The following is a 24863-nucleotide window of genomic DNA, read 5'->3' as shown; positions in this document are numbered from 1 at the left end:
CTGCAAATCGTCTGTAGGGATCGGCCCCCTGGACGACCCGTTTGTCAGGATTTTGACGTTTGCTACAAAAGCCCAACCCTTTGTGACAAAATTTAACAGCATGAAAAAAACGCCGCAGATTTTTTCAAAATTTGCGGCGTTCGCCGGGGCGCAGAAACGGGCGATGTCTTGCTGACATCGCCCGTTTTCTGCTGCTCTTAAAAAACACCGATTTTACTGGGGTTGCTTATGTTTTCTTATAGCAACGCTCTTGAGACAGGAGCATTTTTATACCCGTTTTCGTTTGATCTGATGCTGTGCCCGCCACTCCCGGGGGGACAGGCCGTAGCGCTTGCGGAAGGCCCGGGAGAAGTGGAGCTGGTTGGGGTAGCCGCACTGGGAGGCAATCGCGCCGATGGAGTTGCCTGTCCCCTTCATCAGGTCGGCGGCCTTGGAAAGCCGCAGGCGGATGAGGAACTCCTGGGGCGGACAGCCCATATTTTCTTTAAAAATCTTGCTGAAATAACTGCGGTTGAGCTTGCAGACGTCGGCCACCTCCTCCACGGTGATCTCCCGGGAGTAGTTGTGCTCCATAAAGGTGATGGCCTCCTGGATATAGAAGTCCTTCAGCTGTCCGCCGTGGAGCTCACGGCGGGCGGCTGAGCTCTGGATGAGACCATCCAGAAACAAACACAGGTGGCCCACCAGGTGGAGGGGGGACGCCTCGGAGTGGTCGGCGATATAGACCATGGTATTCCCCACCTCCTGGCCCTGCTCTGGGGTCAGGGGACGGTAGATGGGCTGGCTCAGGCTCAGCCCGGCGCTGTCCACATACTCCGCCACCCGCAGGCCGTCGAACTCCAGCCAGGTGTATTTCCAGGGGTCGCCCTCGTGGGCGCTGTAGGTGGTCACCTGGCCGGGGAAGACCAGAAAGCCCTGGCCGGGCCCGATTTTATATTTGTGGCTCACCCCGTTCTCGTCAGCGGCATCCAGCTGTCCCCGGCCTGAGAGCACATAGTGAAACAGGTAGTGGTTGCGCACAAAGGGGCCGAAGGAATGCAGCGGCGCGCACTGTTCCCAGCCGTACTGATACAGCCGCAGATCTAAAAAATTCTCGTTGGGAAAAATGGAAAAGGAAAAATCGTCCACAGGGGAACACGTCCTTTCAGTTCTCGCTGCATTCCTTGATGACACGTAAAAATGCCTCGCCATATTTGGCGGCTTTCACCCTGCCCACCCCGGATACCTCCAGAAACTCCTCCATGGTTCGGGGGGCCCGGAGGGCCATATCAGCCAGGGCAGCGTTGGAGAAGACTATATAGGCGGGGACCCCCTCCGCCTGGGCCAGCCGGGAGCGCAGCCCCTGGAGTGCGTCCAGCAGCCGTCCCGACTCAGATGCCGAGGGCGCAGGCCGGTCTTTGCCGGGCTTTTTCTCTTGCACCCGGTCCTTGCGCACAGGCATAGACAGTGTCTGGCCCTCAAAAAGAACCTGCCTCGCCTGCCCGGCGGGCTCCAGAGTGGAGTGGAGCGGGTTGACCCGCAAGCAGCCCTCCAGCTCCAAAAATTCCATCAGCTCCCGCACCCGCCCGGCGGACAGCCGGGCCATCAGACCGTAGGTGGACAGCTTGTCCAGCCCCAGCTCCAGCACCCGCTGGTCCCTGCTTCCCCGCAGGACCTGGGTAATGAGCGTCTTGCCCACATAGTAGCCCAGCCGCTCCCGCACCCGGACCACACAGGACAGGATCATCTGGGCGGGGACGGTGACATCCTCCTCCACAAAATCCCCCTGACAGTTGCCGCAGTGGCCGCAGGGGCCGTCCTGCCGCTGGCCGAAGTAGCTCAGAATGTGGCCCCGCAGGCAGCCGGCTGTCTTGCAGTAGTCCACCATAGCGTTGAGCCGCTCATAGTCGTGTTTGCGCACCGCCTCCCGCTCCTCCGGGGACAGCTCCTCATTTCCGCCGTTTTCAATGAGAAACTTGGCGGTGGTGATGTCCCCCGCCGAGTAGAGCAGGATGCAGTCTGCCGGCTCTCCGTCCCGCCCGGCCCGGCCTGCCTCCTGATAGTAGGCCTCCAGGCTTTTGGGCATGTTGCAGTGGATGACAAAGCTCACGTTTGACTTGTCAATACCCATGCCAAAGGCGTTGGTGGCCACCATCACTGTCTTGCGGTCAAACTGAAAGTCGTCCTGGTTTTGCTGGCGCTCCTCCGGCTCCAGGCCGGCGTGGTAGCGGGTGGCGGGGATGCCCCGGTCCTCCAGGGCCTTGCACACCTTCTCCACTCCGCCCCGGGTGGAGCAGTATATAATGCCGCTGCGGCCGGAGCGCTCCTCCACCAGCTTTGTCAGAGCCGCCATCCTGCTTTTGGGGTGGCGCACGTCGAAAAAGAGGTTGGGCCGGTCAAAGCCGGTGACCTCCCGTACCGGGTCTTGCAGGGCCAGCAGCTGGACAATATCCTCCTGAACCGTTGCTGTAGCGGTGGCGGTAAAGGCGGCCACCACAGGGCGGACGGGCAGGGCATCCAGAAAGGTGGAAATTTTCAAATAGCTGGGCCGAAAATCCTGGCCCCACTGGGAGATACAGTGGGCCTCGTCTACGGCCAGCAGAGCGATCTCCAGCTCCCGGACCAGCTCGGCAAAGCCCTCGCCCTCCAGCCGCTCCGGGGCCACATAGAGCAGCTTGTAAGCCCCCTTCCGGGTACGGCTGTACACGGTGCGCAGCTGCTCCAGGGTCAGCGAGCTGTTGATATACGCAGCGGACACTCCCGCCTCTTTCAGGGCGGCCACCTGGTCCTTCATCAGAGAGATCAGCGGGGAGATCACCAGCGTCACCCCAGGCAGCAGCAGGGCCGGGACCTGGTAGCACAGGGACTTGCCTCCGCCGGTGGGCATAACGCCCAGCACATCCCGGCCCGCCAGAATGGCGTCGATCAATCCCTCCTGCCCCCGGCGGAAGGCGCTATGTCCAAAAAAGTGTTTCAACACCTCATATTTATCCATGTTATCACCGCTGGAATGGTATAATATGCCATCTGTGCGGCTATTATATCATAGTTCCAAGAAAAAGCAATGCTAACTTCAATAAAAATACCGCAAAATCCAAAGATTTTGCGGTATTTTATAAATTTTTCAATCAGGTAAGCCGGTTTATCTCCCTGCCGGCCAAAATACTCCAGAAGGTGACCACCCCAACCCAGCCCAGGCCGGTGGCCAGCGCCACGGCGGGCAGGCCCATCACGGGGGCCAGGAGGAAGGACAGCACCACCCGCAGGGAGATGTGCCCCGTGGCGCCGATAACAGGGATGTTCACCCGCCCCCTTCCGCGGAAATAGCCGGCCTGACCGCTGCCCAGGAAGTTGAACAGGTAGAAGCAGGCCACCAGTCTAAGATAGGCCATAGCGGGCCTCAGTCCGGACTCATTGCCCTTGGGGAGCACCAGTCTGAGAAAGGGCTCCGCCCCCAGTATCATCACCAGAGACATGCACAGACCAAAGGCAAACAGCAGCTTCTGCCCCTGGCGGAAGCCGTCCCGGACCCGGCTGTTGTTCCCCGCCCCGGTGTTCTGGCCTGTAAAGACGGCCACCGCCGCCGCGCCGCTGTCCCCAAATGAGTTGGCAAAGCCCTCCACCCGGGTGGCGGCGGTAAAGGCAATGATGGCGTCCTCACCCAGGGAATTTACCGTCCCCTGGACCAGCAGTTTGCCAATGTACAGGTTACACATGTGGAGGGCGGTCACAAAGCTGAAATGGACGGTGCGCCTGAGCAGCGGGATGTCCATCACCATGTCCTCTGTGTGGAACATCAGCTCAGGGAAGCGCAGGCGCAGATAGGCAGCGCACAGCCCGGCGGCCAGGGCCTGGGCCAGAACCGTGGCCAGCGCCGCCCCGGCCACCCCCATGGCCAGCCCGGCCACAAAGGCTAGATCCAAAGCCAAGTTGACCCCCATAGACAGCGCCAGGAAAAAGAGGGCCGCCCGGGTATTGCCCACCGCCCGCAGCACACCGGAGGACAGGTGGTAGGCAAAGGCGGCGGGAAAGCCCAGAAAGATAATCCGCAGATAACCGGCGGCATAGACGGCCACCTGCTCCGGTGTCTGGAGCACTGTCAGCAGAACCGGCAGAACCGCCAGTCCCAGCGCGGTGAGCACCAGCGACGCGCCCGCGCCAAAGACGCCTGACAGGTAGAAATCCCGCCGGAAGGTCTTCCCGTCCTCCGCCCCATAGAACTGGGACAGCAGCGTACCCACCCCGTCGCAGCCGCCGCTGATTAGAAAGAGAAACAGGTTCATAACCGAACCGGCTACCCCCACCGCTCCAAAGGCGCTGTCCCCCACAAACCGGCCTACAATCACCGCGTCTATCGTATTATAGAGCTGCTGGAGTATGTTGCCCATCAGAAGGGGCGCGGACAACGCAATCAGCTGACGGCCAATGGGCCCGCCGGTCAGGTGTTTCATGCCGGCCATAGAAGCTCCTCCCCTCAAAAGGTTATAGTCAAAGTACTTCAGATGCACTTTTTCAGGTGTGTTGACTGCACCACCAGTATAATAGGAAGAGATCATAATGTAAAATGCTGTTTTTATCTCTTTAACATAACTGAACTATTATATTTTTATCTACTCAACTGTGGAAGAATGGGCCTTCCTCCGCCTAAGGTTTGTTGGTATTTCCCCTTGCGGCGGTACGGCTTGCTGTGATATACTCACTCAAACTGAAAGTCTTCCATTTCAGGAGGTATTTCCCATGTATTTAGAGGAATATCGCAAGGCCCGGCAAATGGGCCAGAAGGAGGCCAAGCGCTCCCAGGCCCGGGGCGGCTCTCCCTATCTGCCCGTTTTGGATGAGATTCTGGCCGTAGAAACCACCTGCGGCGAGGTGGACCTGGGTCTGGCTGAGATCCCCATTGAGCTGATTGTAGGCACCCGATCCGCCGGGCGCAGCAAGGCCTTTTCCCACTCCTTCCTGCCCCTGATGGAGGAGGATTCCGAATTCTGCCACAAGTGGACCTCCCTGTGCAAGGCCCATATGGATTCCGGCATCACCGACCCCATCAAGGTCTATGAGTACATGCACACCTTCTACGTGGTAGAGGGCCACAAGCGGGTGAGCGTGCTGCGCTGGTTCGGCGCTGTAAGCGTCCCCGCCGAGGTCACCCGTATCCTCCCGGCCAAGGACGGCTCCAGGGCCAGCAACATCTACTATGAATTTGTGGACTTCTATCAGTTGTCCAAAATCAACTACCTGTGGTTCAGCGGCACAGGCCGGTTTGCCCGCCTTCAGGAGGCGGCAGGCAAGGCCCCGGACGAGGTCTGGACCGACGACGAGCGCCGGAAGTTCTACAGCTTCTACTCCCGCTTTTCCGCCCTGTATGGCGATAAGGAGTCCAAGGAGCTGTCCACCCGCCTCACCGTGGCCGACGCTATGCTACTCTATCTGGAATTTTTCGGCTACGACCAGGTAAAGTCCTTCACCCAGTCCGAGCTGAAGGACGGCTTCCTCCAGCTCCACAAGGCATTCTCCGTAAAAAAGAGCCAGGGGCTCAACCCGCTGAAAGGATTGCTGAATCGATGAAGATTTTGGCGTTGTCCGACCAGGAGTGTCCCTGGCTGTGGGACTATCTGGACCGTCGCCGCCTGGAGGGGATCGACCTGATCCTCTCCTGCGGCGATTTAAAGCCCCAGTATCTGTCTTTTATTGTCACCTTTGCCCACTGTCCGGTACTCTATGTCCACGGCAACCATGACGACCGGTATGCCCAGACGCCGCCTGAGGGCTGCATCTGTATTGAGGACAAGCTGTACACCTACCAGGGCGTGCGTATCCTGGGGCTTGGGGGCTCCATCCGCTACAAGCCGGAGGGAGAGCACCAGTACACCCAGCGCCAGATGGACCGGCGGGTACTGCGCCGCAAGCTGGACCTGTACCGCCAGGGCGGGGTGGATATCCTGCTGACCCACGCTCCCGCGCTGGGCCTCAACGACGGCGAGGACCTGTGCCACACCGGCTTTGATGCCTTCAACGGCCTGATGGACAGATACAAGCCCCGCTACTTCATCCATGGCCATGTCCACATGAGCTACGGCCAGGATATCCCCCGGCTGGACTGCTATAAAACCACCAAAGTTATCAACGCCTACGAAAGTTATACGTTTGAATATTAAAAACCCACCGGACAACCGGTGGGTTTGTCTTGTTATCACACTGTTTCAGGCGCTGGGGGGATTTTTCTCAGCCAGAAACTCCATAAAATCCATCACAGTTTTGCGGTCCGCCGCAGACAGGCTCCGGTAAGTACCGCACAGCTTTTTCAGCGAATCCTCTTCCCGCAGGTCAGAATAGCCCATCAGGTAGTCCAAGCTCACCTGAAACAGGCCGGCAATCCGCTTGAGGATAATCTCATCTCTTGGAAAATGGTTTCCGCTCTCATAAAAGCTGATCATTCTGGGAGATATATCAATCGCACGACCCAAAACCGACTGGGTCATTTTTTTCTCCTGCCGCAGCTGCCGGAGTCTATCGCTGAACGTCACAAAAATCACCTCTGCCTCATTATGACGGTGATGTGTTACAAAATCATGAATTTTCATGAAGTTTGCTGAAAATTCTTGAAACAGCAGAATGGTTACCATAATGCCTGGCAGAACCCGGTTCAGTTGACCTGCAGCCAGGGATAAAACAGGTTGACCACCCCTAAATTGTCCCCCCAATGGAGCAGCCGGTAGAAATTGATCTGTTCCTCGCTGTTTCCCGTCTCCCAGAAATTGCCCGGCACGCAGTAAATATTGCTGGTCTCCAGGTCCACATAATACTCCACTGCCACCGCGCCGGACTCATTCAGGCCAAAGAGCTTGTAACAGTTTTTCCCCTTCATTTGGGCCGTGCCCTCGTTGGTCAGGGTATAGTGTTCCCCATCTTCCCGAATAAAATCCCAGTCCAGCTCCAGTTCACGGATCAACTGGGCACAGTAGGAGTGGGCAAAGGAGGTCTCATACAGCTCCCGGACCCCTTCCGCGTCAAAGGCCCCGTCTTCCGGGTGCCAGCGGAAAAGAATCAGCCGCCCCTCTATCATCTGCCTGCTGCAAAGCACCAGCTCACACTGGGGTGTCTGGACCTGATACCACTGTTCCTGAGACAGCTCCTCCAGCAGTTCCCCCAGATCGGTGATAACCTCTCCCGCTCCGTCTGCAGGCAGGGTAATCACAAAGGTGCCGCCGGTCTCCCACCGGTTCAGCTTCTGGTCCCGGTCTACGGAGTCTACATTATATATTTTCCTCTGATAGGCAAAATCTTCCAGAGCCCAGAGCATCATCATCTCGGGGAAATTGGTGGTGTAGCCGGGCTGTCCGTTTTTCACATCCCGGTCTCCATCCGGGCCGGCAAGGAACTGCTTATTGTTGGGGTCGCTGTCCAGATAGAACACGTTGCTGTAGGTGTCGCTGGCGTAATAGGCGCTCATGTTGTACAAAGAGCCCATCTTTTCGCCGAAATCCTGCTCCATGTAGCGGCTGGTCTGCTCTCTAGGGTCCCTGGTGAGCAGCTGTATATTCACCCTGTTCCACAGACTGGGACCCTTGGTAATCAGCAGCGCCGTCAGCCCTATCAGCACAACGCCGGCCACCAGACGCAGCAGAGTTTTCCGCCTATCCAGCCGCCCGCCCGCAGGCTTGAACCAGCCCTTGGCCAGCCCAATCACGCCCAACGTCAGTATAATAATGAAACCGGGCAGAAGTCCGGAGTCCAAAACAGGCCCGATGGCGAACAGGAGGGCAATGTCGATTAAAACTGCCCAAAACACAATCTTCCAAGGGAAACCTTTGGCCTTTTTCTCCGCCTTCCAGGCGGGGAGGAGCATCTGGTACAGGGGCCGCAGCTCCGGGCGGGATACCCCCTTGTCAAAGCCATAGGCCATAAACAGGGCAAACTGCACCTCTCGGGACAGGCTCTTGGTGCTGACAAAGTCCTCCAGCCCGAAAATCACGTCCAGGCTGTTTTTGTTCTGCTGGAACATGGGACTTTGGAAGAATTTCTGCCACGCCTCCAGCCCGGCCCTGGCGTTGTACATCATCTCAACGGTGTGGAGGATGGTCTCGGTATTCTGCCATCGGTCCTCCTGCTGGCGGTACTGGTCCCAGCGCTCCCGGTCATAGGTGCTCCGCTGTTCCTGGCGCTGCCACTGCTCCCGCTTTTGGGTCCAATCCTTCGCCTTCTGGCGCTCCCGTGCCCACGCCTGGGACTGAGCCTGGGCACGCCGGCGCTCCTCCGCCCGGCGGCGGCGGGCCTCCGCCCGTTCCGCCTCACCCTCGGCGAAGAGGCGGTCAAAGTCGAAGTCCTGTTCCTCCTCTTCCTCCTTGTGGAGATGGGGCTGTTCGCCCTCCTCCCGGAGCAGTTCATCATAATCAAAGTCCTGCTCCTCATCATCCTCCCGGGGGCGGCGGGGCTGTTCGCCCCCCTCCTGAAGCAGTTCATCATAGTCAAAGTCCTGCTCCTCATCATCCTCCCGGGGACGGCGGGGCCGTTCGCCGCCCTTCTCCAGCAGCTCGTCGAAGTTGAATTTCTGCCTCTCTCCTGGGGGCGGAGCGGGACGCTCTATCTGGGGCTCAGGCGGCGTGACCCCCTCCCGGCGCTTCTGCTGGCGGGCCATACGGCTGGCCAGCTGGTAGGCGGAGTGGAGGCGCTGAAACCCCTCCGGGTCCTCCTCGGGGTGGGTGGTTTTCAGCTTCTCGGCGTAGGCGTGGCGCACCTCAGACAGGTCTGTGGGACCGGGCAGGCCCAGCTGACTCCAGGGCCAGCTCATGTCTCCTCCTCCTCGTCTTCGTCGTCATTGGCCAGGGGATCCAGGTCCAGGGGCGGCAGATCGCCCACCCCGATATAGGCCTCCGCCTGGTCAAAAAACTTCTCAATCCGGCGGCTTGCCTTGGCCACGCGCAGATTTTCCTGGGTGGACAGCTGCATCTGATACCAATCCAGCATATAGGCCACCTGGTCCCGCATGTGGCCCACCGTCATAGCGTACAGCCGCTCTCCACGGGCAATCAGGGTACGGGGCCCCTCCTGGTCTCTGGGGTGCATTTTCAGCCCCTCCAGCTCCCGCAGGCGCTGTTCCACCTCTTCCTCGCTCATCCCTGAGCCCTGGAGAACCAGACGGCCTGTCTGGCCATCCTTGGCCACCACATCCACCTCCAGAAGGCCGTTGATGTCGTAAGTAAAGCGCACACGGACATACTGCTGCCCCCGGGCCGCTGGGGGCACGGACACCTCCACATGGCCCAGATAGATGTTATCGTCGCAGTAGCGCTGCTCCCCCTGGTACACCTTGATGTCCAGGGAGCGCTGGTTGTCGTAGGCGGTGTAGTAGGTGCCCTCCTTGCTGGTGGGCAGTACGCTGTTGCGCTCAATGATGGGGGACATCAGATCCTTGTTCTGCTCCGCCCGGTTGAGCACATTGACCCCAAGGGTGAAGGGACACACATCAGTGAGCACCAGCTCCCGCAGGTCGCCGGCCCGCGCCTTCATTCCGGAGCAGATGCCCGCCCCCATGGCGATCGCGGTGTCAGGCCGGGCCCCGGCGGCGGGCTCCCGGCCCAGGGCCTTGGCGATGTAGCGGCGCACCGCAGGCATGTGGCTGGAGCCGCCCACCATCACCAGCTCGTCCAGCTCGTCCGCTCCCACCCCGGCGTCCATAAACACCTTGCGTACCGGGGCCAGCATCCGCTGGAACAGGGCGCTGCTCTTGCGGATGACCCACTCGTGGGTGAGGGCCAGGGAGGCGGAAATTTCATCGTCAGACACCGCCATAATCACTGGCTCCTGGGTGGTAAGAGCCATTTTACAGGTCTCCGCCTGACGGATCAAGGTCTCCTGCCGCTGGCGGGACAGGTTGTCAAAGTTGAGCTCACAGTCCTGGCAGAACCCCCGGGCGATCAGCTCGTCAAAGTCTCTTCCCCCCAGATAGTTGTCCCCGCTGACGGCGGTTACGCTGACCACGTTGTCAAACCGTTCCACCAGAGACACGTCCAGGGTGCCACCGCCGAAGTCGAAGACCAGGCACACCTTGTCCTCCTCACCTTCGCCGATATGGCCGGCCACTGCGGCGGCGGAGGGCTCGTTGACCAGACGTTCCACTGTCAGCCCGGCCAGGGCCCCCGCCCGCTTGGTGGCGGAGCGCTGGGCCTCGGCAAAATAGGCGGGCACGCTGACCACAGCCTCGTCCACCACCTCGCCCAGATAGCTCTCCGCGTCCTCCCGCAGGCGGCGCAGGACAAAGGAGGACAAATCTTCCGCCGTGAAAACACGGCCTCCCAGCTCATACCGGCGGCTGGTGCCCATGTTCCGCTTGAAGCCGGCGGCGGTGCGCTCCGGATGGGAGATAAGCCGGTCACGGGCCGCCGCCCCCACCAGAATGGAGCCGTCGTCGTCCACACTGACCACGCTGGGGGTGAGGTACTCCCCCAGGCTGTTAGGAATCAGCTCGCTTTTCCCGTTGCGCCACACCGCCGCCAGACTGTTGGTGGTGCCCAGATCAATTCCAATGATAGCCATATATGTCCACCCGCTCTCGCCGCCCCATGGCGGTTTTTCTCTATATTATAATGCGGTCTAAGAAAAAAATCAACAGGAGCACTTCTAAATCCTTGTTTAGAGATGCTCCTGTTCTGTGTCATCCGGAATATATTCCATAATGTCCTCCACCCGGCAATTTAATATCTGGCAGAGGTTGTCAATCGTATCTGTTTTGATGACCATATTCTTCCGCAGCCGATGCAGCTGGGCGTTCTCAACCCCGTAATCCCTCATCGATTTGTACTGGCTAATATGTTTCTCCTTCTAAAGTAACCCAAAAACGGTCGTATTTTATCATTCGTGCCACTACCTTTTTCTTGCATTTTACCCGGTTGTGGCTTATAACTTCCTCGTGCGTATACGCACGATAAAAAGGAGGCGGCTGATATGGAGCTGGATTACTTTAAAGACAAGCTGTTTGATATTTTGAACGAAACTGACGAATTGGACATCACCGATATCCTCACAGGGGACAAAAGCAGCCTGCTCACCGGCGCTATCGCCGGCGGGAACGCATTTGAAATCGTGTGCCGGCAGATCTGATGAGTATAGCAGACTTGAAAATTGCTGATACCGGCTCTGTAGGGGCGGACAAAGGCCGCCCCTACAAATGGTAGCAATTCTGATGATTGCTATAAACCCCCGTCCTCCCGCAGGGCCTTGGGCCCTGGGGCGGCGAAAGGGGGTTGAGAGTTTGAAAAAACACTCCCGCCTCAGGTGGGTACAGATAAGGAAGCACCCAACAAACCCACCCACAGCCGAACCCTAAAACCGAAAAGACAGGGAGCCGACCCCGGCCCCCTGTTTTTTCATGTTCCCGATAGACCGCACCGTTTCCCGCAAGGAAATGCGAGAGCGTCAGCGGGTCGCATCAGAGCGACGGCAATTCCCACGGGTGCCAGCCTCCCCCATACCGCCAGCCTATCGGCGGGGAATTGCCATGGAGCGGAACCAACCTTTGACCCCGCCTTGCTCCCAGCCGCCGACAACCGCCCAGCCGCCAGCCGTGGCGGGCCACCCAGCCGCCGTCACCCCAGCAACGCCACGTTCAATACAAAATCTTGTCTTTTAGCGACATATATTAACACACCTTTCAGCCACAATTCTCCGTTGCAGATAATATATGACAACATTGATATATATACAAACTAAGAGAGCATGGCACACTCATAACAAAATAAGGCCCCAGCACGTGAAGTGCTGGGGCCTGTCGGCATATTACTGGTTCCAACTTGCGTTGTACTCGGCCTGCATCTCATCAAGCATACGCTGGAGGTCTTCCTCGGATACCTTATTGAAGCCGGAATTCTTGTCCTGCTCGGCTTGCCACTCATCTGGGTAAAACTGCTTGAAAGAGTTATTCTCAAACAAAACGTCATTCAACGTTCCATCAGCATTCTTAGTCCGCATTACACCTTCTGTCAGATCAATTTCGTACTCCTTACCGTCAAGTGTAACTACATTCCAAGCGTGAGAATCACTCATAAGAGTCCGACAATAAATCCCCTCCGTGGCTAAAAGATGATGGTAAGCATATGCCACCGCCTGTGACAAAGCGACTGAACTTGGCCTGCTCCCAGATGGTGCGGTGGACGGGGCCTCCATCACCCGGGGGAATATCGCCGTTTTGATCTATCGATCGCTGAATAGTGGAAAGCCTGGAGATGGACAGGCTGCACTCCAAGGCGTTGGGGATGGTTACCTCACCAACGGCAAGCCTATCACAGAAGAAAATGTGCTAGAGCTGCTTCGGGAGATTGAAAAAGATTGGCCTACCGACACTGTCTGGGGAACTCACAACACCCCTGGTACGCACAAAAATGAGGTTCCTAGTACAGAGAGCGGGAAGATTATGCGCAGTTATGGTGAAAGTAACACTTACGGTTGCGGAGCTTATGCCAGTATGATTAGTTCCCTTCTTTTTGGTGATAAATCCAATTCTGGTCGTAAGTTGGAGGACATTTGTGAAATACGTCCTGGTGACATCGTGTTTGTAGTAAGTCCAGAAGGAAAAGTAGCCCATGTTGTTGTGGCTTTGGAGTCCCCTAATACCGAAGGACGCTTTCACTATACCGATGGCAACCATGGGGAAACCATTACATGGCCCAGCCCAGAGCATCCAAATCTCAGAAGTTATAGCCTTACTGGGTTTAGTGGAGGCCGTATCCCCCACCACCTTGAAGTTTGGACACGCTATCCCTCTGGCATCTCTTTTACTGGGAATAGTGTAGAGGCATGGCCTATCAACAATAGCTAAGGAGGAGAAATGTATATAAAGTCACCGATTCCTCATATGAATAGTCTTAATTACAAGTAGAGAATCTCATCCGCGAGGACTGCACAATTCTGTGCGGTCCTTTTTCATACCTAAAATCCAGTACAAGGAGGAAGTTTTAATGCTGAAATGTATGAAATCCCACTGGAAACGGGCGGTGTCCGGTCTGCTGGCTGTGGTCATGGCCGCTGGTATGCTTCCGGTTTCTGCCTTCGCCGCAGACACAGGCGGCAGTTCCAATCCCTACGCCCCTACTGGCAGCTTTGAATTAAATGTGGCTGGCACCACTGCCTGGAATGGCAGCGACCAGCCTATGGCCGTCTACCGGACCAAGAACGGCAACACTCAGGTAACTACCATCCCCACTGCTGTACCTTTCGCTCTGCTGGAGGACAACGGCGGCGACAGCCTCAAGATCGGCTATCAGGACGGTGGCTGGACCGGCAGTGACCTGGACGGCACTGGCTGGGCCAACAAGGACAGTGTTCTGGTCAACCTGCCCGACGTGATTCCCAGCATTGCCTACGAGTCGGACGGCAACAAGCTGTTCAACTCCCGTTTGACCCGATTTGAGTATGTGGTCCCCGGAACCTATGCCCAAGCGGAGCAGTTGGCCCAACTCCAGCAGGAGGCTATGAGCAGCGGCGAAACACTGGTTGTCCAAAGGACCGGACAGACCGTGAGTATCATCCGGGCCAAAGGCGATCCCGCCCAGCTGCACAGCTACAGCCTGGATGGAGTCTCCTACCAAAAGTACGACGCTTGGACAGAACCTGTTGACGCAGGTATGTTCGGTTACGAATTGCCTTACTCCATCGACCGGGCATACAGTGCCGATTCCAGCATAACGCTGACCAAATTCTGTCCCCAGGCGGTCACATTTGGCGCTGCTAAGGTGAGCGCCAGCGACCCCACCGGAGGCGTGGGCGCGTACAACCCCGGCAGCCCCGGCGGCAGCAAACCTACGACCTCCAATGTGTCCTGGGCCACCGATCCCGAACGGACTTTTCTGCGCTTCACGCTGATCGAGTTCCCCCAGGGGGTCGTCACCGATCTGAATACCGACGACTGGGGTACGTGGCATGTGGTGGGGACTCCGCTCAATGTTGTGTGGAACACAGACAGCAGTGGAAATGTCTGGTCCGTTGACAAGTGCCGCAGTGACATTACCTGGTACAATTCCTGCGCCATGCAGTACAACGGCCAGGGGGCCAACGCCGCCCAGCTGATGGCGGGAACGGTCTATTCCTACGACGCCACCAGCAATCCCCGCTGGGTGACCACCGCTGATGAGTTCCAGAAAGCCACCGGGATTACAAATGAACAGAAGGAGCAGATGTTCCACTGCAACTCCAGCGCCTGGTCCACCAGCTGGCTGGATGGCGACTACACCTCCATGTGGGGCACCGACGCGGAATCTGTCACTCCCGGCAATCTCTATAAGGTGTACAAGGCCAACGACGCTTTTCTGTACCTGCTGAACTGTCTGAGCGCCAGTGATACCAGCGGCGGCTGGAGTGCGGATGAGGCGATGGAACGATGGTCCGAGTATGTCAATGATGCGGACGGCAATTTGCGGACCAAATACCGGATCATCGTGGAGACAGGCGGCGTGTTCCGTGACCCTGACAAGGGCCGCCGGGCTTACACCCTGCGGGAAGCGATGGCATATTCCCTTTATAATAATGAAGGATCTGGGAATTACACCCTGATTTACGACCAGGCATCCACCCTCAACAATATGGCCCGCTGGATGCGGCAGGGAAAAGATAACCAATTTTTGGAGTATCCGCTGGATGAAAATGGGACGCCAACCGGCGAGGAACTGCATTCCATCAACGGTTTTCGGGAATGTGACAGTTTTGTGGATACCATCCAGTACGCCCGGCCCATTCGGGATACCATCTTCTCGGAACGGAGATCCTTTGGTCTGCACATTTTCAGTCCTTTTAATTTTGAAGGCAATGAACATACAACACCTTCGCTAGAGGTTACAAAAAAAGCTGGAGACAATATCCCTGTCGGAGAGGAATGGAGCTTTACTGTAACTTATACATCTGGCACTCCCATCAACTATACAGCTACAAAAGCTGTGACAGAGACTGCAAATGGGTTGAAGTTTTCACTAAAAGCGGATGAAATAATTCACATTGACTTTGTTGCAGATGCCTCTTTCCGGTTTGAAGTCACAGAGGACGATTCATCCCAGCTAACTAATATCACTGGCACCGGCGGCATCGCTGACATGGCGGCCAAGAAATTCACCAGCAACGGCGGGGCCTCCAAGGTGACCTTTACCAATGGCACGACCATCACCGAGAAAAAGCCTGTTTACCTGAAGCTGAAGAAAATCGCCGCCACAGATAAGCGGCCCCTCTCCGGCGCGGAGTTCTCTGTCTATGCTGACAGCTCTTGCAGCGGAACGCCTCTGGCCGTGATGACCACCGGCGCTGACGGCACAGCCAGCACATCCGTTCCCAACATTGTGGAGGATGGCGGCTCTGTGACCCTGTACGTCAAGGAGACAAAGGCCCCCGCCGGCTGTACCCCGCTGGCCTCCCCCTTCACTGTGACCTGCAAGGCCCCGGAGAACAGCACAGCGGCGGGCGCGGTCCAGGTCGGCCCCGCGAGCGGTATTGAGAACGGCGGCATTCCCGAACCGGGGAAAGCCCTCCTGTTCAAGCGGGACGCGCTGACCAATACCGGAGTCGGCCCCGCCACCTTCAAGTTCTCCTCCGTCACCAACGGCGTCTATGAGTTTGACACCGACGAAAATGGCGTTCTGGAGAGCGTACAGTGGTGGGACCCCACCGAGGCGTCCGGGAAGTACATCAAGCCCGGCGAGTACGCCGTGACGGAGCTGGTCCCGCCCCCCAATTACGAGCCCACCACCGAGGTCCAGCAGATCAAGCTGGAGCTGGACGCCAACGGCAACCCCATCCCCGCCGGGCCGCTGGTATTTAAGAATTTGGCGAAAGTCGGCTTGAAAATCGTGAAATATGACCGGCAGAGTCATAAGCCTATGGCAAATGTCACCTTCGAGATTTTCCGGGACGGCGTTTCTCTGGGCAACTATGAGACGAACGCCAGCGGCGAAATTCTCCTGACCGGCATCGAGCCAGGCACCTACCGGGCGGTGGAGGTGGACACCGGCGACGACAGCCACATCAAGGACACCGCCCCCCAGGAGATCGAGCTGACCGCCGGCTGTGGCATGAAAGAGCTGTTCTTTTTCAATGACGTTCTGCCCGGCATGAAGCTGGTGAAGGTGGACAGCGCCAATCCTTCCAAGACCATTCCCGGCGTGAAGTTCAGCATTCGGGCCATTGACGGCAGCTACGGCCCGGAGGAGTTTATCACCGATGGAAATGGTGAGATCGACCTGTGTCTATCTGGTGGTATAAGCTGGATTCGGTTGATGAGGTTGCCTATCCCGAGATGTGGATGAAAGCAAATCCCAATATCGGAAAAACAGTCACTTACGAAACATACCAGTTGGATGTCGATAGAGCCGAGAAAGCTCCTGCTGCTCGAAACGATATTTTAGCAAAGCGGTTTGGGCTCCCAATGGAGGGCTATACCTATTACTTCACTTATGAAGAAACGCTCCCCCATCCATATCGGAGTTTTTGGCAGTTGCCTTGCGCTCTTGGTGGTGACTTATCTCAAGGCGATGACTTTTGCTCTTTTACATTCTTATTCCCGTTACGAAATGGGTGTTTTGGAGTAAAAACCCGGAACTATATTTCTTCGCGAACGCTAAATAAACTTCCGGCGGCCATGCGGATCAAGTACGAGCAGTTCATGAACGAAGGAAGCCTGATTGTTCTTGAGGGGACGATTCTTGACATGATGCAGGTCTATGAAGACCTGGACAATCACATCGTTCAATGCGGTTATGATGTCCGGTGCTTTGGATACGACCCCTACAATGCGAAGGAGTTTGTGGAACGCTGGGCCGCTGAGAATGGACCGTTTGGTATTGAGAAGGTCATTCAGGGCGCAAAGACAGAGTCAGTTCCTCTCGGAGAACTGAAGAAACTCGCCGAAGATAGGATGCTCATTTTCGACGAAGAACTCATGACCTATATTCTGGGTGCCATTGTACCCCCAGAATGGGTTTTCTTCGGTGAACAATTGCCTCTACCATGCACCAGTCGGTTCCGTCCACTTGCTGCCCGCTCTGGATTTGAGACAGACAGTGGTTCTTTTCACGTTCAGAAATGCTCGGCGCAAACCAAAGCTGAGCAATTTTGAAGGATTTGGCTACTGTTTTCACTGCCTGGTGGTGTTTGGTGTTGATGATACCACCCGCACCATAGAACTGATACAGCGGTGTGCCGGGAACACAGACGGAATCATGAAGTGTTTCCACATCTGGAACGAAGCGATGAACTTTCAGGTCCACAACATCTTGAATCAATGTACCACCAAAGTAGACGTTGAGAAGTTGATGTCCCCAACATATTCCCAGAATGGGCTTGTCCAGGCCCAGCGCAGTATCCAGCATTTTCAACTGTGCTATGTCCAATTCCGGTTCAATCACCCCGCAGGCGATATTTCGTTCGCCGTAGCTGGCTGGGTCAACATCGGGTAGCCCACCAGGGAGAATAACACCATCACAGGTTTCAATATCGGACGGATTTAGGCTGAACGATACCTGTCCTCCGCTGTTTTCTACAGCAGCTTTTGTAATCTGTGGTATGCGGAATGGATCGTCAGCAGGTCCGGCAATCAAAATATTTTTCACGCTATGTCCCTTCTCACTATATAGTAATTTAATATTAAAACGCCGGATTCAAAATATCAAAGACGAATTACTTAATAAGGTTATATCTGTTTTCATATAACAATTATGAAAATCCCACAAAATAAAGTGCCCAATCAGAGCGTTCTGATTGGGCGCTACGGTTTTCTTATAAAATACTGTCTTTCATGAAGTCGATCAAATGCTGTTGTACCGGGTTTGTGTTCCGTTTGGTATATGAGAGGTAAATACTGCGCACAGCCAGAGAATCGCCCAGCTGGTAAAAAACAACCTTATCAGTTGGCGCAACGTGGGCCGGTATGGTAGAACGCAAGAAGGTAATCCCCTGTCCTTCACAAACCAGATAGTAGGCTGTCATCATTTGAGTCAGATATAGGGATACATTGGGGATAAATCCGGCATTTTTACAAATTTGCAGACTGCGCTGATGAATGTCATTTCCTTCTTTCAAGAGGAGAAAGTTTTCCTGCGCAAAAGCCTCCAGGGGAACGGATGGACGGCGGCTGTCCGCTTGATTACGGTTCAGAAATTCTTCAAAGGAGTAGCGGTATTGCTCCAGTTTCTCATTGACCGGATTGTTAGCCGGTACCGCCAGAACGATCTCCTCTGACGCCCAGGGGATAGCATAAATCCGACTGTTGGCGGGCTGCTCTGCCTCCAGAAGAAAATCAAGCCGTCCATTCATGAGCTTTTCTAAAAGTGTTTTGTTGCCGCCCTCTGTTAAAGTTAATGTTACCTGTGGATAGAGGAGCTGGAACTCTTTCATCAGGCTTGGGAGTACATACGTACAGAAGAACATGGAGCTTCCGATGTGCAGTTCTGTGCGATTTATATCTCGCATCTGCCTGAAATTTTCAATCATCTCCTCCTCAATGGCTGTAATTTGTTCATACTTCTCAATGTAGTATCTTCCCGCTTCGGTCAATGAAATGGGATTGGTGCTTCGGTCAAACAGGGCCAGGCCCAATTTCTGCTCCGCTTTTTTGATGGTGGCGCTCAGCCAGGGCTGAGAGACATACAGCTTTTTGGCCGCCTTGGAAAAACTTTTTTCCTGATAGACCGCATAGATGTATTCTTTATAATTCGTCATTTTGCTGCCCTCCTATACGAAAATCGATATAATGTCTTCAAGTTTTTCGTATTTTACTTTTTGACGGCTTTGTGGCTAAATAATATCAGAAAGAAAAACAAAACGCAAGACAAGAAATTGAATCAATTTGTTGGGGAGGTATCATTATGGATCTCGGATTAAAGAATAAGGTAGTTTTGTGCATGGCGTCTGCTGCCGGCCTGGGCAAGGGGATCGCCACGGAGCTGGCCTGGGAGGGGGCCAAAGTCATGCTCAGCGGCCACAACCCGGAACGGCTGGCCGCCGCCCAGGCGGACATTGAACAGGAGACGGGCAACCGTCCCGAGGTCTTTGTGTGTGACGTGAACAAGGCGGAGGACATCCAGGCCCTGGTGGATCACACCGTTCAGACGTTGGGCGACATTTACGCCCTGGTCAACATGGGTCCCGGCCCCAAGCCCGGTCCCTTTGACAGCTTTGATGACGCGGCCTGGACGGGCACCTTCGAGATGTGCCTGCTGTCCTACATCCGTACCATCCGGGCTGTGCTGCCCTCCATGCGCCGCCTGGGCGGGGGCCGCATCCTCAACTCCACCAGCTCCTCCGTCAGGGACTGCCTGGACAACCTGATTCTGTCCAACACCATGCGCATGGGCGTAGTGGGGATGAGCAAGACGCTGGCCAAGGAGGTGGGTAAGGACAATATCCTGGTCAACGTCATCGGCCCTGGCCGGATTGATACCGACCGCATTACCAGTCTGAACGCGATGCGGGCAGAGAAGGCAGGAATCTCCGTGGAGGAATACGAAAAGGAGGATTTGAAGTCCTTCCCCATGGGCCGCTACGGCACCGTGGACGAGTATGGCCGTATGGCCGCCTTCCTGTGTTCCGAGGCTAACACCTATATTTCCGGCCAGACCATCCTGGTGGACGGCGCGATGACCGGGGCCTATTGAGTTTGTGTTTCTTCTCTCTTTCTTCCATGCGGGAGTCTGGCAGGATTATCTTGCCAAGCTCCCGCTCTTTATTGGAAAAATCGACAAACGATATACGAAAATAGATATAACCTTATTAAGTAATACGGATTGGACAAACCAGAATACCTTCTGCTACAATACGGGACAACAAGGTTGAAACGATAACTTTGTTTTGCAGACCTCCCCCATGGAAAGCCTGACCGGACATTTGCCCAGATGACTGGTCGGGCTTCTTATTATTTCATTTGTTATTTTCATAAAGAAGGAGGAATTTGAATGAGCCGATTATCCATCGAAGTGCCGGGGCGGGCTCAAACTGTCTTGGGCGGCCTACAGCGTGACATGGAGCGGCGGATCAACGCCAGCCAGCCGGGGCTTTGTCCGGTGGACATGTCGCTGAACTTTCTGCGGCTGTGCCACGCTCAGACCTGCGGCAAATGCGTCCCCTGCCGGGTGGGACTGAACCAGTTGGCCGTCCTCATCGAGCGGGTGCTGGACCGCACCGCCGCCCTGGAGGACATCGACCTCATCGAGAACACCGCCCAGGTGATTGCCGACTCCGCTGACTGCGCCATCGGCTACGAGGCTGCCCACATGGTGCTCAAAGGGGTTCGTGGCTTCCGGGAGGACTACGAGGAGCACGTCCTCCACGGCCGGTGTATCTGCGGCCTGAGCCACCCGGTGCCCTGCGTGTCCACCTGTCCCGCCCATGTGGACATTCCCGGCTATGTGGCTCTGGTCCACGAGGGCCGGTATGAGGACGCGGTGCGCCTGATCCGCAAGGACAACCCCTTCGTCTCCGCCTGTGCCTACGTCTGCGAGCACCCCTGCGAAAGTCAGTGCCGCCGGCGCATGGTGGATGACGCGGTGAACATCTGCGGCCTGAAGCGTTATGCGGTGGACCACTCCCAGCCCATGAAGGCCCCGGCGAGAGCGGAAGCGACCGGCAAGACGGTGGCAATCATTGGCGGCGGTCCCGGCGGATTGACGGCGGCCTACTATCTGTCCCTCATGGGACACGACGTCACCGTCTACGAGCAACGACCCAAGCTGGGCGGGATGCTGCGCTACGGCATCCCTGACTACCGTCTGCCCCAGGAGGTGCTGGATCGGGACATTGCCCATATCCTGAGTGCGGGGATCAAGGTACATACCGGCGTGTCCATTGGGAAGGACCTGACGATGGATGAGATTCAAACCAGCTTTGATGCGGTGTACATCGCCATCGGGGCCCACAACGACAAAAAGCTGGGCCTGGAGGGCGAGGAGGCCCAAAATGTCATCAGCGCTGTGGCCCTGCTACGGAACGTAGGGGATGGAGAGGCTCCCGATTTTACCGGAAAGCGGGTTTGCGTGGTCGGCGGCGGCAACGTGTCCATGGACGCCACCCGTACCGCTCTGCGGCTGGGGGCGGAGCGCGTCACCTGCGTCTACCGCCGCCGGGTGGAGGACATGACGGCCTTGGCTGAGGAGATTGAGGAGGCTATGGCGGAGGGCTGTCAGATCCTGCCCCTCCAGGCCCCCACCCGCATTGAGGCGGACGCGGAGGGCAAGGTGGCCGCTCTATGGACCCGTCCTCAGCTCATCGGCGCTTATGGCCGGGATGGACGTCCCAGACCGGGGGACGCGGACGCCAAGGAATTTCGCATTCCCTGCGACTATGTGATTGTGGCCATCGGCCAGGCGATCGAGGCTCAGGCCTTCGAGAAGGTAGGGGTCACCACCAGCCGGGGGGCCATCCAGGCCGACCACACCAGTTCGGTTCCCGGGGTGGACAATGTATTCGCCGGAGGCGACGCGGTGTCCGGCCCCGCCACCGTCATCCGCGCCGTGGCCGCGGGCAAGGTAGCCGCCGCCAATATTGACAACTACCTGGGCTTTGACCACAAAATCCGCAGTGAAGTGGAAATTCCCCCGGCCCACTTTACCAACACCCCGCCCTGCGGCCGGGTGAATTTGAAAAGCCATGCCCATCCCGGCTGCCAGGGGGATTTCTCTCTGGTGGTGGAGGGGATGACCCAGGAGGAGGCCCACCAGGAATCCAGCCGCTGTCTGCGGTGCGACCACTTCGGCTTCGGCAGCTTTAAGGGAGGGAGGAACACGGAATGGTAACCCTGACCATCGACAACAGACCGGTACAGGTTCCGGAGGGAACCACCATCCTGCAAGCGGCGCAGTCCGCCGGTATCTCCATTCCCCACCTGTGCTATCTAAAGGACGTCAACGAGATTGCCGCCTGCCGGGTGTGCTGCGTGGAGGTGGAGGGAGAGCGGGCCATGGTCACCGCCTGCAACAGCCCAGTCCGGGAGGGGATGGTGGTCCACACCAACTCTCCCCGGGCCCGGCGCACCCGGCGAACCAATGTGGAGCTGATTTTGTCCCAGCATGACTGCAAGTGTGCCACCTGCGTGCGCAGCGGCAACTGTCAGTTCCAGACCATCGCCAACGACCTTGGGATTTTGTCGGTTCCCTACGAGACGCAGCTGCCCAAGGGCCTGCGGGGGGCCTGGACCACCACCTTCCCTCTGTACCACGACTACAACAAGTGCATCAAGTGTATGCGCTGTGTTCAAATCTGCGACAAGGTCCAGTCTTTGAGCATCTGGGACGTGGCGGGCACTGGCGGACGGACCATGGTGGACGTGTCCAACAACCGGGTCATCAAGGATTCGGACTGCGCCCTGTGCGGACAGTGCATCACCCACTGTCCGGTGGGCGGCCTGCGGGAGCGGGACGACACACAAAAGGCCTTCGCCGCCCTGGCCGACCCGGACAAAATCACCGTGGTTCAGGTGGCCCCGGCAGTCCGCACCGCCTGGGGTGAATACTTCGGCCTCAGCCGGGAGGAGGCCACCATGGAGCGCATGGCCGCCTGCCTGCGCCGCCTGGGCTTCGACTATGTCTTTGACACCAACTTTTCCGCTGACCTGACCATTATGGAGGAGGGCAACGAGTTCCTCCACCGTCTGAAATCTGGCGGACTGACCCGCTGGCCTATGTTCACCAGTTGCTGTCCCGGCTGGGTGCGGTTCCTGAAGGGACAGTACCCGGAGCTGACCGGCCAGCTGTCCACCTCCAAGTCCCCCCAGCAGATGTTCGGCAGTGTGACCAAGAGCTGGTTTGCCAAAAAACTGGGCGTGGAGCCGGAACAGATTTGCTGTGTGTCCATCATGCCCTGCGTGGCCAAAAAAGCGGAGTGCGAACTGCCCAGCATGACCACCGGGCATGGCCCTGACGTGGATATGGTGCTCACTACCCGGGAGCTGGTTCGGATGCTGCGGGCGGATCAGATTTCTCCTGCCAGTATGCCCGAGGAGGCCCTGGACAGTCCTCTGGGTACCCACACCGGGGCAGGGGCCATCTTCGGGGCCACCGGCGGGGTGATGGAGGCCGCCCTACGCACCGCTTCCTACGTCCTGACCGGAGAAAATCCGGACCCGGACGCCTTCGCGGCGGTCCGCACCGGCCCTGGCCTACGGGAAGTCACCTATGAGATTGCCGACATCCCGGTGCGGTGCGCTGTGGTCAGCGGACTGGGCAATGCCCGGCAGCTCATTGAACAGTTAAAGGCTGGAAAAGTCCACTATGACTTTGTGGAGGTGATGGCCTGTCCCGGCGGCTGCGTAGGCGGTGGTGGGCAGCCCATCTCGGTGGAAGACGAGGAACGGTACGGCGTTCGGGGTGAACGGCTGTATCATCTGGACAAGGCGAATCCCATGCGCTTCTCCCACGAAAACCCGGATGTGCAAACGCTGTATGAGGAGTTTTTGGGACAGCCTCTCAGTGAAAAAGCGGAGGAACTGTTACATACCGACCATATGGCTTGGAATATGCCAAGTCAGGCGTAATCAAAGGGCGTCCGGCCACCAGGCCGGGCGCTGTTTAATTGTGCAGATTGCATAGCACTTATACGAAAATAGATATAACGTGTTCAAGTTTTTCGTATTTTACATTTCGCCGCTTTTATGGCTAAATAGTATCAGAAGGCAGAACAAAACGCAGCCTGTTTTACACAAATTAACCAAATCAGAGGAGGCAAAACTATGGCGGCAAAAATCGCGGCGCGGATGAACCGGATGGCACCCTCCGGCATCCGCAAGGTCAACGAAAAGGCGCTGGCAATGGAGCGGGCGGGGGAGAGGGTCCTCCACTTTGAGATCGGACGGCCCGACTTTGACACCCCGGAGTACATTAAGCGGGCGGCGGAGCAGGCTCTGGCGGACGGGAAGGTCCACTACACCTCCAACTTCGGCCTGATGGAGCTACGCCAGGCCATCGCGGACAAGCTGAAGCGGGAGAACAACGTGGACTATACAGCATCCGAGGTGCTGGTCACCGTGGGGCTGTCCGAGGCGGTGTTCGCCGTCCTGGCCACCATCCTGGAGGAGGGCGACGAAATTCTGGTCCCCGACCCGGTGTGGCTCAACTACATCAACGTGCCCAACCTGCTGGGGGCCAAGGCGGTCACCTACGGGCTGACCGAGGAAACCGGCTTCCAGATGAACCTGGAGGAGGTCAAAGCAAAAATCACCCCCAAGACCCGGGCCATCGTCATCATCACCCCCAACAATCCCACCGGCGGCGTGCTGTCTGAGGACGTACTCAAGGAGCTGGCTGAGATTGCGGTCTCCAACGACCTGATGGTTATTTCCGACGAGGTTTACGAGCGGCTGGTCTACGACGGGGCCAAACACATCAGCATTGCCTCCCTGCCCGGCATGAAGGAGCGCACCTTCACCATGAACGGCATGTCCAAGGCCTACGCTATGGATGGCTGGCGGCTGGGCTATGTGGCCGCTCCCGAGGAATATATTTTGGCCATGAACAAGTTCCACCAGCACAATACCACCTGCGCCCCCAACTTCGTCCAGGTGGCCGCCATCGCCGCCCTCAACGAGGAGGGGGACGAAGTGAAGGAGATGGTGAAGGAGTACCAGCGCCGCCGGGATTATGCGGTGAAAGCCATCAACGAAATTCCCGGCCTGCACTGCGAGTGCCCCAAGGGCGCGTTCTACATCTTCATCAACTGTAAGTCCCTGAACATGAAGTCTGCTGATCTGTCCGCTTACCTGCTGGAGGAGGCCAAGATTGCCCTGGTGCCCGGCGACGTGTTCGGCCCCGGCGGTGAGGGCTATCTGCGGATGTCCTTTGCCAACAGCTACGAAAACGTGGTGGAGGGGTGTGCGCAGCTGAAAAAGGCCGTTGCGCTGCTTCAGCAGAAACCTTGACAAGTGAATAGAG

19 protein-coding genes and 1 pseudogene are annotated in these 24863 nt (G+C 57.1%); 10 read left to right on the top strand and 10 right to left on the bottom strand.

The features are described 5' to 3' along the window. Positions 1–267: 267 nt before the first annotated feature. The 3 genes from NFS22_RS06605 to NFS22_RS06595 form a co-directional block, all read right to left on the bottom strand. Positions 268–1128, bottom strand: a complete 861-nt coding sequence (locus NFS22_RS06605; protein ID WP_251316906.1) for an AraC family transcriptional regulator — start codon at positions 1126–1128, stop codon at positions 268–270. A gap of 16 nt (positions 1129–1144) precedes the next feature. Further along, positions 1145–2974 (bottom strand): DNA helicase RecQ, encoded by a 1830-nt coding sequence (gene recQ / locus NFS22_RS06600; RefSeq protein ID WP_251316905.1) that lies wholly within the window; start codon positions 2972–2974, stop codon positions 1145–1147. Between the two features lie 133 nt (positions 2975–3107). Beyond that, positions 3108–4439, bottom strand: a complete 1332-nt coding sequence (locus NFS22_RS06595) for an MATE family efflux transporter (RefSeq protein ID WP_251316903.1) — start codon at positions 4437–4439, stop codon at positions 3108–3110. Between the two features lie 277 nt (positions 4440–4716). Here NFS22_RS06595 and NFS22_RS06590 point away from each other — a divergent pair, with 277 nt between their 5' ends. Both NFS22_RS06590 and NFS22_RS06585 read left to right on the top strand, forming a co-directional pair. Further along, positions 4717–5544 carry a hypothetical protein gene (locus NFS22_RS06590; protein ID WP_251316902.1) on the top strand — a complete coding sequence of 276 codons (828 nt, stop codon included), beginning with the start codon at positions 4717–4719 and terminating at the stop codon, positions 5542–5544. Then, on the top strand, positions 5541–6134 hold the full coding sequence (locus tag NFS22_RS06585) for a metallophosphoesterase family protein (protein ID WP_251316901.1): 594 nt from the start codon (positions 5541–5543) through the stop codon (positions 6132–6134). Before NFS22_RS06590 ends, NFS22_RS06585 begins: the two co-directional genes overlap by 4 nt. 45 nt (positions 6135–6179) lie before the next feature. Here the strand turns inward: NFS22_RS06585 and NFS22_RS06580 are convergent, their stop codons facing one another. The 4 genes from NFS22_RS06580 to NFS22_RS06565 form a co-directional block, all read right to left on the bottom strand. Further along, positions 6180–6503, bottom strand: a complete 324-nt coding sequence (locus NFS22_RS06580; protein WP_251316900.1) for a helix-turn-helix domain-containing protein — start codon at positions 6501–6503, stop codon at positions 6180–6182. 119 nt (positions 6504–6622) lie between these two features. Then, positions 6623–8767 (bottom strand): hypothetical protein, encoded by a 2145-nt coding sequence (locus NFS22_RS06575; RefSeq protein ID WP_251316899.1) that lies wholly within the window; start codon positions 8765–8767, stop codon positions 6623–6625. After that, positions 8764–10512: an Hsp70 family protein gene (locus tag NFS22_RS06570; RefSeq protein WP_251316898.1), complete on the bottom strand. Its 1749-nt coding sequence runs from the start codon at positions 10510–10512 to the stop codon at positions 8764–8766. The genes NFS22_RS06575 and NFS22_RS06570 overlap by 4 nt, the downstream gene beginning before the upstream one ends. A 96-nt stretch (positions 10513–10608) precedes the next feature. Further along, positions 10609–10767 (bottom strand): helix-turn-helix domain-containing protein, encoded by a 159-nt coding sequence (locus tag NFS22_RS06565; RefSeq protein WP_338147945.1) that lies wholly within the window; start codon positions 10765–10767, stop codon positions 10609–10611. Positions 10768–10920: 153 nt separating this feature from the next. On the opposite strand from NFS22_RS06565, the gene NFS22_RS06560 reads away from it, so the two are divergent. Next, on the top strand, positions 10921–11076 hold the full coding sequence (locus NFS22_RS06560; RefSeq protein WP_251316897.1) for a hypothetical protein: 156 nt from the start codon (positions 10921–10923) through the stop codon (positions 11074–11076). A gap of 675 nt (positions 11077–11751) precedes the next feature. Here the strand turns inward: NFS22_RS06560 and NFS22_RS06555 are convergent. Further along, positions 11752–11943, bottom strand: a complete 192-nt coding sequence (locus NFS22_RS06555; protein WP_251316896.1) for a hypothetical protein — start codon at positions 11941–11943, stop codon at positions 11752–11754. Positions 11944–12160: 217 nt separating this feature from the next. On the opposite strand from NFS22_RS06555, the gene NFS22_RS06550 reads away from it, so the two are divergent. The 3 genes and pseudogenes from NFS22_RS06550 to NFS22_RS06540 form a co-directional block, all read left to right on the top strand. Beyond that, entirely contained in the window at positions 12161–12790 is a 630-nt protein-coding gene (locus NFS22_RS06550) for a hypothetical protein (protein WP_251316895.1), read from the top strand. A gap of 139 nt (positions 12791–12929) precedes the next feature. Further along, on the top strand, positions 12930–16256 hold the full coding sequence (locus NFS22_RS06545) for an MSCRAMM family protein (protein WP_251316894.1): 3327 nt from the start codon (positions 12930–12932) through the stop codon (positions 16254–16256). Next, positions 16247–16843, top strand: a pseudogene (locus NFS22_RS06540) (terminase TerL endonuclease subunit); the annotation flags it as partial. The gene NFS22_RS06545 and the pseudogene NFS22_RS06540, both read left to right, overlap by 10 nt. A 43-nt stretch (positions 16844–16886) precedes the next feature. On the opposite strand, the gene NFS22_RS06535 reads toward NFS22_RS06540, so the two are convergent. Together NFS22_RS06535 and NFS22_RS06530 are read right to left on the bottom strand one after the other, a co-directional pair. Further along, on the bottom strand, positions 16887–17558 hold the full coding sequence (locus tag NFS22_RS06535) for a gamma-glutamyl-gamma-aminobutyrate hydrolase family protein (RefSeq protein WP_251316893.1): 672 nt from the start codon (positions 17556–17558) through the stop codon (positions 16887–16889). A gap of 166 nt (positions 17559–17724) precedes the next feature. Continuing rightward, positions 17725–18666, bottom strand: coding sequence for a LysR family transcriptional regulator (locus NFS22_RS06530; protein ID WP_251316892.1), 942 nt, complete (start codon positions 18664–18666; stop codon positions 17725–17727). A 146-nt stretch (positions 18667–18812) separates the two neighbouring features. Between NFS22_RS06530 and NFS22_RS06525 the strand changes: the two genes are divergently transcribed. From NFS22_RS06525 to NFS22_RS06510, 4 genes are all read left to right on the top strand, one after another. Continuing rightward, complete coding sequence (locus NFS22_RS06525) at positions 18813–19601, top strand: SDR family oxidoreductase (protein WP_251316891.1); 789 nt, start codon at positions 18813–18815, stop codon at positions 19599–19601. 297 nt (positions 19602–19898) lie between these two features. After that, a complete protein-coding gene (locus tag NFS22_RS06520) occupies positions 19899–21734 on the top strand; it encodes an NAD(P)-binding protein (RefSeq protein ID WP_251316890.1) in 1836 nt (611 codons plus the stop codon). After that, entirely contained in the window at positions 21728–23470 is a 1743-nt protein-coding gene (locus tag NFS22_RS06515) for a [FeFe] hydrogenase, group A (protein WP_251316889.1), read from the top strand. The genes NFS22_RS06520 and NFS22_RS06515 overlap by 7 nt, the downstream gene beginning before the upstream one ends. A 195-nt stretch (positions 23471–23665) precedes the next feature. Continuing rightward, complete coding sequence (locus NFS22_RS06510) at positions 23666–24850, top strand: pyridoxal phosphate-dependent aminotransferase (RefSeq protein ID WP_251316888.1); 1185 nt, start codon at positions 23666–23668, stop codon at positions 24848–24850. Positions 24851–24863: the final 13 nt, after the last annotated feature.

This window comes from Flintibacter muris, from assembly GCF_943192995.1.
Classification (GTDB): domain Bacteria; phylum Bacillota; class Clostridia; order Oscillospirales; family Oscillospiraceae; genus Lawsonibacter; species Lawsonibacter muris.
Note: the sequence above shows the minus strand (reverse complement) of the source record. Positions and strands in the feature narration are given on the sequence as shown.